The sequence below is a fragment of the Lelliottia sp. RWM.1 genome (genome assembly GCF_016859735.1).
Lineage (GTDB): Bacteria > Pseudomonadota > Gammaproteobacteria > Enterobacterales > Enterobacteriaceae > Enterobacter.
In genome coordinates, this window is the sequence record NZ_WLVC01000031.1 from 49836 (window position 1) to 60368 (window position 10533).

At 53.4% G+C, this 10533-nt stretch carries 7 protein-coding genes; 3 read left to right on the top strand and 4 right to left on the bottom strand.

Going from position 1 to position 10533, the window contains the following annotated elements; genetic code table 11:
- Positions 1 to 47 precede the first annotated feature (47 nt).
- Complete coding sequence (ytfQ, locus tag GF617_RS19055; protein ID WP_181622004.1) at positions 48 to 1004, bottom strand: galactofuranose ABC transporter substrate-binding protein YtfQ; 957 nt, start codon at positions 1002 to 1004, stop codon at positions 48 to 50.
- 309 nt (positions 1005 to 1313) lie between these two features.
- Here ytfQ and ppa point away from each other — a divergent pair, with 309 nt between their 5' ends.
- Positions 1314 to 1841 (top strand): inorganic diphosphatase, encoded by a 528-nt coding sequence (gene ppa / locus GF617_RS19060; protein ID WP_181622003.1) that lies wholly within the window; start codon positions 1314 to 1316, stop codon positions 1839 to 1841.
- 212 nt (positions 1842 to 2053) lie between these two features.
- Entirely contained in the window at positions 2054 to 3637 is a 1584-nt protein-coding gene (locus GF617_RS19065; protein WP_203452267.1) for a methyl-accepting chemotaxis protein, read from the top strand.
- Between the two features lie 35 nt (positions 3638 to 3672).
- On the opposite strand, the gene GF617_RS19070 is transcribed toward GF617_RS19065, so the two are convergent.
- The 3 genes from GF617_RS19070 to tamA are packed head-to-tail and all read right to left on the bottom strand — an operon-like array spanning position 3673 to position 9526.
- Complete coding sequence (locus GF617_RS19070; RefSeq protein ID WP_014068657.1) at positions 3673 to 4017, bottom strand: gamma-glutamylcyclotransferase; 345 nt, start codon at positions 4015 to 4017, stop codon at positions 3673 to 3675.
- 2 nt (positions 4018 to 4019) lie between these two features.
- Positions 4020 to 7796, bottom strand: coding sequence for an autotransporter assembly complex protein TamB (gene tamB, locus GF617_RS19075; protein WP_203452268.1), 3777 nt, complete (start codon positions 7794 to 7796; stop codon positions 4020 to 4022).
- Positions 7793 to 9526, bottom strand: coding sequence for an autotransporter assembly complex protein TamA (gene tamA, locus GF617_RS19080; protein WP_203452269.1), 1734 nt, complete (start codon positions 9524 to 9526; stop codon positions 7793 to 7795). Before tamA ends, tamB begins: the two co-directional genes overlap by 4 nt.
- Before the next feature lie 225 nt (positions 9527 to 9751).
- On the opposite strand from tamA, the gene msrA reads away from it, so the two are divergent.
- A complete protein-coding gene (gene msrA / locus GF617_RS19085; protein ID WP_203452270.1) occupies positions 9752 to 10393 on the top strand; it encodes a peptide-methionine (S)-S-oxide reductase MsrA in 642 nt (213 codons plus the stop codon).
- Positions 10394 to 10533 lie beyond the last annotated feature (140 nt).

Consider the following 10533-nt stretch of genomic DNA (forward strand, 5'->3'; position numbering starts at 1 on the left):
TCCCCCTCACCCTGACCCTCTCCCCAAAGGGGAGAGGGGGACGGGCATCAGTAGCCCATATTTTTCTTCTTCTCTAACTCTTCTTTCGCGGTATCAGGCAGATAGAGTGTGGATTTGGTGATAGTCAGTTTCTCAGGCAGCGTGCCGTCTTTTTTGTACTTTTCGAGTGCATCAAACGCCGGGCCAGCCATGTCTGGAGTCAGCTCTACGCTGGCGTTCGCTTCACCTGCCATCATCGCTTTATAGATATCCGGTACGCCGTCGATAGAGCCGGTGAGGATATCTTTGCCCGGCTTCAGACCCGCCTCTTTAATGGCCTGAATCGCCCCGATCACCATGTCGTCGTTATGGGCGTAAACCATACAGATGTTCTTGCCGTTGTTTTCAGCCTTGATAAAGCTTTCCATGACTTCTTTGCCCTTACTGCGGGTAAAGTCACCGGACTGAGAGCGGATGATTTTGATGTTTGGCGCGTTGGCGATAGCCTCAGCAAACCCTTTTTTACGGTCGATGGCCACGCTCGCCCCTACCGTACCTTGCAGCTCGACCACGTTACACGGCTTGCCATCAACCTGTTTCACCAGCCAGTCACCAATCAACTGCCCCTCAAGAATGTTGTTAGCGGTCACGGTGGTCATATAGAGAGATTTGTCTTTTACATCGATGGAACGATCGAGCAGGAAGACCGGAATTTCAGCATCTTTGGCTTCCTTCAGGACGGGCTCCCAACCCGTTGCTACCACAGGGGCGATGAAGATGGCATCGACACCCTGAGCGATAAAGGAGCGTACTGCTTTGATTTGGTTCTCTTGTTTTTGCTGGCCATCGGCGATTTTCAGCGTGATGCCGCGTTTTTGAGCTTCGCTTTTCGCAACGCTGGTTTCAGCCGCTCGCCAGCCTGACTCCGAGCCTACCTGCGAAAATCCTACGGTTAAGGGTGCAGCCATCACCATAGACGACATGGCTGCCGAAACTGCTGTGACTAGAAGTAAACGCTTCCACATAAGTGCGTCCTCGTAGGGTAGATTATTGTTGGATAAAAGATGTTCTGCGAAAAAACTATAGACAATGCGAGATGTAACGGATTGCGTTACATCACACTTCAGAAAAGTGAATAAAACGTTAATCACAAGTTTGTAATCGCTTTCATTCAGCCATGAAAAATGCAACTGAGTTTATGGATTTTCCTGTCATGGAATCGGTCTGAAAAGTGGGATGAACGGAGAGAGAAGGCGAAAACAGGCGAAGACTTTCAGCGCGAGTTGGCTATAATACCTGCCACTTGTTTACCATACATTTTAAAGGACACAGACATGAGCTTACTCAACGTCCCTGCGGGTAAAGAACTGCCAGAAGACATCTACGTTGTTATCGAAATCCCGGCTAACGCAGATCCAATCAAATACGAAGTGGACAAAGAGAGCGGCGCACTGTTCGTTGACCGTTTCATGTCTACCGCGATGTTCTATCCGTGCAACTACGGCTACATCAACCACACCCTGTCTCTGGACGGTGACCCGGTTGACGTTCTGGTCCCAACGCCGTACCCACTGGAACCTGGTTCAGTGATCCGCTGCCGTCCAGTTGGCGTTCTGAAAATGACCGACGAATCTGGTGAAGATGCGAAACTGGTTGCTGTACCGCACACCAAACTGAGCAAAGAGTACGATCACATCAAAGATGTGAACGACCTGCCAGAATTGCTGAAAGCACAGATCACTCACTTCTTCGAGCACTACAAAGATCTCGAAAAAGGCAAATGGGTTAAAGTTGACGGTTGGGACAATGCTGAAGCTGCGAAAGCTGAAATCATTGCGTCCTTCGAACGCGCTAAGAAGTAATTCTGCCCCCTGTTTCTAAGCCCCGCCAGTCGGGGCTTTTTTGTAGGCTGAAATTGTCACAAAAACGTCATAAAGATATTTTGTCTCACGATATTAATTAGATAGCGCTTTTTTCCTGCCTTACCCCTGCTTTCCCCCCTTAAAGTCTGCCTGCCGCAGGTCGATACCTCCCGTGACGTGACCGCGATCGCATTTTCACAGAACGGGAAAACATGAAACTCAATACACTCACTATTGGACAACGCCTGGGGCTTTTGGCGTCGCTTCTGCTGCTTGCGACGCTCTTTACCGGCCTGCGTGGCCTGGTGATTAACAGCGACAGCCGGGCGCAAAACGAACAGATTATGGCGATGGAACAAACCATCACCGACAGCATCGATACCGCGAGAAACGCTCAGGTTCAATTCAAAATTCAGGTTCAGGAGTGGAAAAACACGCTCATTCGTGGCGCTCAGGGACAGGAGGCGTTTGATAAGTATAAAAATGCGTTTATCACCGAGAGTAAAAACACCCAGACGCTGTTGACGCATCTGAGTGAACTTCTGCCAAAAATTGGCATGGATAACCAGCAGGTGCTGGCAACACGCGAAATCCACGCCGGGCTTGAGCAAAAATACCTGGCTGCACTGGCCTCCTATCAAACAGGGGATGCCACCAGCACACAGCGTGTCGACAAGCTTGTCACGGGGATTGACCGGGAACCCACCAAAATGATTGATGAGGTGGTGGCCCGCACACTGCAACATGCACAAACGCTCCACCAGCAGACGATCGCTCAGAATCAGGCGAAGTATCAGGAAACAAAATGGATGCTAATGCTTGCCATGTTACTGACGCTGGCTGCGGGGATGCTCGTGACCTGGTGGCTGATTCGCAGTATTACCCGTCCACTGGCTCAGGCTGTCAGCATCGCGCGTACCGTTGCCGCAGGCGATCTGCAATCTCGCTTTACCGTTGTGGGCCGTGATGAGACCGCTGAGCTGATGCGCGCGCTACAGGAGATGAACGAAAACCTCACCCGCATCGTATCCGGTGTGCGCAGCGGCACAGAAACCATCGCCACGGCGTCTGCGCAAATTGCCAGCGGGAGCCATGAGCTGTCATCACGAAACGAGGCACAAGCCAGCGCGCTGGAGCAAACTGCCGCATCGATGGAACAGCTGACCTCCGTGGTGAAAAGCAACGCTGAAAACTCACGAACGGCCAGTGACCTGGCCCGCAACGCGCGTCAGTTCGCGCGTCAGGGTGAAGAAGCGGTTGAGCGTGCGGTGCAGACCATGAGCGAAATCCACACCTTCTCCAGCGAAATCAATACGATTATCAGTATGATCGACAGCATCGCGTTCCAGACCAATATTCTGGCGCTTAACGCTGCCGTCGAAGCCGCACGCGCGGGAACCGAGGGACGTGGTTTCGCCGTCGTTGCCGCTGAAGTTCGCGCCCTCGCACAGCGTTCTTCCGCTGCTGCCAAAGATATTCGCGTGTTGATTGATCGTTCGGTGAGCCGTATTGATGACGGTAACGGCCAGGTGAAACAGGCGGGCGCGGCGATGGCGGATATCCTGCACAGCGTGAGCAAGGTCAGTGAATTGATCGAGGCGATTTCACATGCCAGCCATGAGCAAAGCACCGGAATCGATCAGGTGAATGTTGCGGTAACGCATATGGACACGGCGACACAGCAGAATGCCACATTGTCCCAGGAGTCATCAGCGGCGGCACAGGCGATGCATCGTCAGGCCGAGCAGCTTCTGGATACGGTGCAACTCTTTAAGCTGCGACAGGAAACGGTCTAAAAAACAACGCCACCTTACGGTGGCGTTGTTTTTTTTCAGTACTGGTCTCTGTCTAACCAGTTACCGCTTTCAATCCGCGTTAGCCCTTCGACCGGACGTTGGTACACGTACATCCATGCACTCCCGTATGGCGTCTGGATCAACTGGCGAGCGTATTCACCGCCCCTGGTGCGCAAGGCATCAAGTTCGGCAAGCGTGGCATTATCAATACGATAAACTTCACCCTGTACTGTTCCATTTCCCGGAACGGCGCCTGGATAGTGGCCCAGACTGTACAACTGGTAGTTCTCGATATTGTAATTTCCCAGCAACTGGGCGTTCGTCATCCAGTGACTGTTGCCCTGCTTGGTGCGTAAACTGCCGTAAACAAATATTCGCATTGCTAAAACTCAAACTGATAGAGCACATCCAGTGCCTGGTCTACGCCAGACACTGCTTCCAGATATAGCTTAGGCATCAGGCGATAGCGTAGCGTGAGAGTTGCCAGTGAGTCAAAGATCCCCACACCATATTTTACCTGCAGACCTGGCAGCACATAGCCGCTGACCACCACTTGCGAAGAGTCACCCACGCCCTGGGTATCCAGCGCCAGATTGCTTACACCAAACGTCTCGCCGATTTTACCCACAACCTGACCACTTTGTGCAACCCCCAGGCCGACTAACATCGATGTCATCGCTGCGCTGTCACTTTGACCACTTTCCAGACCTTGCCCACGCAGGAGGTAAGAGAGCGCTTCCTGCTGAGACATCGCCGGGTCGGAGAAGATTTCGGCTTTCGGTTCATCAGCGGTCCCGGTCACACGCACACCGGCAATCACCTCGTTTTCAGTCGAATCAGGGTTACGGATCGCTTCGATATTCAACAGTGGTTGATCCGGTGGGCCGGAGAACAACAGCTCACCTTTACGCACAATCAGATCCTGACCATACGCGTGGAAACGTCCTTCAGGGATATTGATTTGCCCGTTCAGACCTAATCCCTGTTTATCCTGCGCAACTTTCAGATCGCCCGTCAGTCTCGCCTTCAGCCCAAAAGCATCGAGACGCACGTTATTTCCCACGTGCACAATAAGATTACTATTGATCGGGATGCCCGCGCTCTTCTGTTCGATCGGTTTCAGATTATCACTGAGCATAACTTCATCGCTGGAGACACCCACCGCGCTTTCCGGGACGTCATGTACCACAATGCGCGCCCACGGCACGTCCACGCGGCCATCCAGAGTGAAGAGGCTCGGCGTAGCTTCAAAGACCACATCCGGCGACACATCCAGGCGGACCATTGGTGGCACAGTAATACGCACTTTACTGCCCTTCGCCGCGATACGTGCGCGCCAGTTATCAAGCTGGCTCCAGTCGGCGTCACCACTCAGGTTGATTTGTCCTTGCTGAGTACGTACCACCCCGGCAAGCGTCGAGCTCATACCATTAAAGTTCATCGCAATCTGACTTGGCTGCATATCAAACGGCATGAAGTTGCCGTCAATATCCACACCATTCAGCTGCATTTGCCCAAACAGTTGCGGGCTTTGCGCATTCCCTGCCAGACGCAGATTGGCATTGAGCATCCCTGCGGCTTTTTCTCCACGAGAGAAAATGGCATTCGCCATCGCCAGGTTAACGTTGCGGATATTGACGTTGCCGCCCAGATTACGTCGTCCTTGCGGATCGGTAATCTGCACTTTTCCGTCGAGCTGACCGTTGTTGGTCAGCTTAATCAACCAGCCAAGCTCGGCGCGGTTGTTATGTAGATCTGCGCTCAGGTTCAGCGTATCAAATGCTACCGGCAGCGGCGCATCGTTAACGACCTGCGTCACCTTCACGTTACGCCCGGAAAGGGTCACACTTCCCTGGGGTAGCCCCTCTTTGGTGGTATCCCATGCCACATCCGCTTTACCGCTAAAGATGCCGCTGGCTTGCGTGGTCTCCGGCATAAAGGGTTTCAGCATGGCGAGGTCAAAGCGGTTGAGTGTGATCTGCGCGCGGCCTTCCGCACCGGCATCAATTGTCTGCGGAACACACAGCTCCGCATTTGGGTTCACCCAGCAATGCGGTCCAATACTGATTTTCTGTTCCGCATTACGGTAATCCAGCGCGACAGAACGGGAGAGCGCCAGCGGCCCCACAGGGGTGTTGAAGCGGGTGTTATCCAACTGCCCTCTCCAGCGTTCCTCTTTGCGGTCAAAACTGCCGGTCAAATGCAGTTGCCCGGACACTGGTTCCCCCTGCACGCGCAACTGGAGCTCGTGCTGTTTCTCATTGCCTTTGGCATCCAGTGTCACCAGGCCAATATTGACATCAGGTTGCGAAATGCGCTCCACGCGCAAATTCAGATTCCCGCCGATTTGATCGGCAGATTTTACGTCCCCCTGGACGCGAACGCGGGCAATAGACAGTTCCTGCCAGCGCAGGCTGTTCGCCGTAATATCCGCCAGCAGTTGCGGGGCATCCACCGTACCGCGAACGTTCACCAGCCCTTTCGCTGTCCCCCCCAAACCTGGCAGGGCATTATCAAGATTCGGTGCATCAATGGTGGCATCAAGATTAAGATCTTTTACGCCCAGCTCACCTTTGATATCGGCAGTATTACGCCCCAGAGCAACATGCAGCCCTGGGATGATCCATTGCAGATAGCTGTTGCCTTTGACCGAACCTTCAACGTTGACTTTATTCTGCTTCACGTTGCCGGTGATTTTTATCTCCGGCACATCCATCTGCCAGCTACCGCCGTACAAACTGCCGCGTGTTTTAATCAGGCCATCAAGTTTTGACGGCCAGTCCGGCACTTCTTTTGCGGTGTTGATGCCGCTCAGTTTTAACTCACCGCGCCAGCTGATGGCCTGCTGCCAGTCGAGCAGCGCAGTCAGTTCCGTTTTTCCTTCCAGCGCCGCCACCGTCAGTTTATCGAGATTGACCTGTTTTTCGTTACCTTTTGCATCCAGCGTAATGGTGGCAGGCGGCACACCCTGCCCTTTGACCGCGGTGCGGAAGGACAGCGTGTAATCGGTCATTTTGCCGCTCAGCTTCAACTTCAGGTCATCCGCCTGGAACTGCTTTTCGCCGGTAAATGGCCAGTACAACTGCTGGCTAACCACATCAACATTGATCGGCAATCCGGCTTCGGCCAGTTGAGTCTGCGCACGCAGGACCATATCCACCGGACCGGAAAGATTGATGCCCACATCCAGCTTGTCGCGCAGCGCACCGCCGACTTTCACTTTCACCTTTTCCCCCTTCAACGGGTCGATATTCAGTGCGCTGTTGAGGGTGATATCCACCGGCCAGTTATCACGCAGTAACGCAGTACCGGTGGCGTTAACAGAGCCCTGATTAGTATCAATATCCAGCGCATCAAGCTTCATGTTGCCGTCGATACTGCTGACTTTAAGCAGCATGTTGTAGACCGTCAGATCGGTGTCACCCGTCAGTCGCAACTGCTCGCCTTTAAATGCCTCAATATTGAGGTTCAGCGGCAGGTGAACGTCGGTCATCTCAGGCAATACGGGCTTCGAGAAGAGCTCGCTCAGCGTCTCGCCCAGCGGTTTTTCTTCCGGCTGTGGATTCTGGATCTTAGGTTCGACGATCTCTTCCTGCGCCACTTTCGCCACTTTCGGCAGTGCAATCAGCAGTCCCTGCAGGGAGGTGGGCGTCAGGGTGAGGTTTTTCTCCTGCCAGCGCAGGCCTGACGTGAAATCCATCACCGAAACGGTCGTGTCGTCGATTTTGATGTTGACGTTATTCAGCGCCACCCGGTAAAGCGCAATCGGATATGGGGTGGAGAGATTCAGCGGGCCACTATCTTCCTCCGCTACGGGCGCTGATGCCGGCATTTTTTTCGAATCTATCGCCACATTGACATCTTTTAGCGACAAGTCGTTTACGCACAAACTGCTGTCACGCAAGCAACTCAGCTTCACTGCCAGATGAAACTCACCTGCGTTAACGGCCACGCCAGGCTGTTCGTAACGAATGTTCTTCAGACGCAAGTCGCGCCAGCCGCCTGTAACCTGACCAATGTCAAGCCCAGGAACCCAGCGGTTCGCCGCATTAAACAGCAGATGCAGACCTGTCGTGGTCCCGACCAGAAAGGCCACCGTACCGAGCAGCAGCACGATAAAAATCAGTACCCCGAGGCTTATCTTCTTCCATAAACTCATAATTCAGGCCCCAGACCGATGTAAAACTGTAAACCGTGTTCGTCTTTGTCACCTACCGGAACGGCGAAGTCGAGCTTGATAGGCCCGACAGGGGACTGCCAGCGCACCCCCACACCCGCGCCGGTTTTAATATCGCTTTTACGGATATCATTCACCGCCTCGCCGCTATCAACAAACATCGCACCCCACCATTTTCCGGTGACGTTGTACTGATACTCCAGAGAGCCGGTCGCCAGCTTGGATGCTCCCGTCAACTTGCCTTTATCATTTTCCGGCGAGATCGATTTGTACTTATAACCACGAATGCTGCGATCGCCCCCGGCAAAGAAACGCAAGTCTGGAGGAACGCGTTCAAAATCACCGGTTTCAATCCAGCCAAGGTTGCCGCGCATCACAAAGCGATGTTTATTATAAAGAGTACGGATCCAGACGTTCTGTGCCTGGACCACGGAGAAATCAACGTCTGAGCCCCAGGCCGTGTTGGAGTAATCGATCGAATAACGTTGTGAATCCCCCCAGACGGGCATTAACCCACCGCGCGAGCGAGTGCGGCTGATCATGACGCCAGGGTAGAGCAGCATGGTGGTGTTAGTGACGTTTGCCTGCGTAAAGTGGTCAAGACTCCAGCGCAGGTTAATGGCGCGCTGCCATCCGCTGGAGAGATCCCAGTACCGTGACACGGCAAGCGTGGTGGAGTCCTGTTCGGTATCGTTCAAATCGGTGCGTTTAAAGCCGCCCTGTAGCAGGTAATACTGCTCAAGCGGGTTTTTGAGCAGTGGCATTTTATAGCTGAAATCCAGTTGCTGCTCAGGCGCAGAGATACTGGCGCTGGTCGTCAGGCTATGGCCGTAGGCGTTCATCCACGGTTTTTTCCAGGTGGCTTTCACCCGTGGGCCAACGTCCGTCGAATATCCCAGGCCGGTTTCAATGGTGTTCTCGGTGCGTGGCGAAACGACGCCATGCAGCGGTAACACCTTTGTTTTGCGGGCATCATCAAATTCGGGAGCAACGACCACTGAGTTAAACCATCCGGTCGCCGACAGGCGACGGTTTAATTCGGCCAAATCTTTGGACTGGTAGTAATCCCCCTTTTTAAACGGGATCAGGTTTTGCAGATACTCATCGCGGATTTGCGAGCCTTCAAACGTCACATCGCCAAAGCGGTATCGTTCACCGCTGTCATAGTCGATGTCCCAGAAGGCCTGATGCCTGTCCAGCGAAACACCCAACTGGCTTTTATTGAATTGGCTGTCGAAATAGCCCTTGCGCAACGCAACGGTGGTGAGCTCTTTTTTGAAATGATCGTAGTCGCCGTGATCCAGCACCGTACCAATTTTTGGCCGTGTGCTGAGCAGATCCAGATAATCCCGATCGGTGCGCGCACCGCCGCGCAGCACGACATCCGTGCCGCCAATCAATACGGGTTCACCTGGTGAGACACGTGCAACCAGAACCTGCCGTCCCTTTTTCGGCGGCGGACGGAGGTCAAAATCGATGGTGGGCTCGTAGTAGCCCAGCGCTTTCAACCCTTCACGGATTGCGTCATCCACACGCGCACGAAAACGCCGGTCCGGCGTCACCTCGTCACTTTGAATCGTTGACAACTGTGCACGCACGTTTTTTTCCAGCGCCCCGGTTAACCCCTCAACCTGCAAACGGACATTCGCCGCGCTGGCGACTCCGCTTGTCAGCAATAAACTGACCAAACATAACTGGCGGATCTTTGGCACGTTTTCTCCTGAATATCCTTGTTTCCACCCCTGGAAGCAAATGAAGTACCGCTCCGCGGCTCAATACGGCTTAATAGCCCAAAACCCAATCGGTGGGTTGAAAAAGGGTTTAACACCCAAATATTTCTTATGATTAAATCTAGACTCATTCAGCGCATTTATTGTGTTCAATTAAACGCTTCGTGACAACCTTAACCGAAACATCGCAGCCCGGGAGGCCCTACCGTGAGTTTATTCGACAAAAAGCATCTTATCTCTCAATCAGATGCATTACCGGGACGGAACACCCCAATGCCAGTCGCAACATTACACGCCGTTAACGATCATTCGATGACGCATGTCCCGGAGGGGATGGAGATTGCCCTCTTCGCCATGGGCTGTTTCTGGGGCGTTGAACGCCTGTTCTGGCAACTGCCTGGTGTTTACAGCACCGCAGCAGGCTACACCGGGGGCTACACGCCAAATCCAACCTACCGTGAAGTGTGTTCAGGCGAAACGGGTCATGCCGAAGCTGTACGTGTGGTCTACGACCCGTCCGTCATGAGCTATGAGCAACTGCTGCAGGTGTTCTGGGAAAACCATGACCCGGCGCAGGGTATGCGTCAGGGCAACGACCACGGAACCCAGTATCGTTCAGCCATCTACCCGCTCACACCAGAGCAAGATAGCGCCGCCCATGCCAGCCTGGAACGCTTCCAGAATGCGATGCGCGATGCAGGTGACTCGCGTCAGGTCACTACGGAGATTGTCACCGCTACCCCGTTTTACTACGCAGAGGATGACCACCAGCAGTATCTGCATAAAAACCCATATGGCTACTGCGGCATTGGTGGCATAGGCGTATGCCTTCCCCCTCAACTCGCCTGATTATCACTCAGGCCAGGTCAATACGGACATGACCTGGCCTCAAATTTCGACCGATTTCCCGCTAAAATGTGACCTCTGGCAGATTTACATACTCTTACGCTATACTACCCGCTGAAATAATCAGCTCAACGCTACGAGCT

Excerpts from the sequence above, each read along its gene's own strand:
- ytfQ (WP_181622004.1), bottom strand. The coding sequence starts at position 1,004 with ATGTGGAAGCGTTTACTTCTAGTCACAGCAGTTTCGGCAGCCATGTCG.
- ppa (WP_181622003.1), top strand. The coding sequence starts at position 1,314 with ATGAGCTTACTCAACGTCCCTGCGGGTAAAGAACTGCCAGAAGACATC.
- GF617_RS19065 (WP_203452267.1), top strand. The coding sequence starts at position 2,054 with ATGAAACTCAATACACTCACTATTGGACAACGCCTGGGGCTTTTGGCG.
- GF617_RS19070 (WP_014068657.1), bottom strand. The coding sequence starts at position 4,017 with ATGCGAATATTTGTTTACGGCAGTTTACGCACCAAGCAGGGCAACAGT.
- tamB (WP_203452268.1), bottom strand. The coding sequence starts at position 7,796 with ATGAGTTTATGGAAGAAGATAAGCCTCGGGGTACTGATTTTTATCGTG.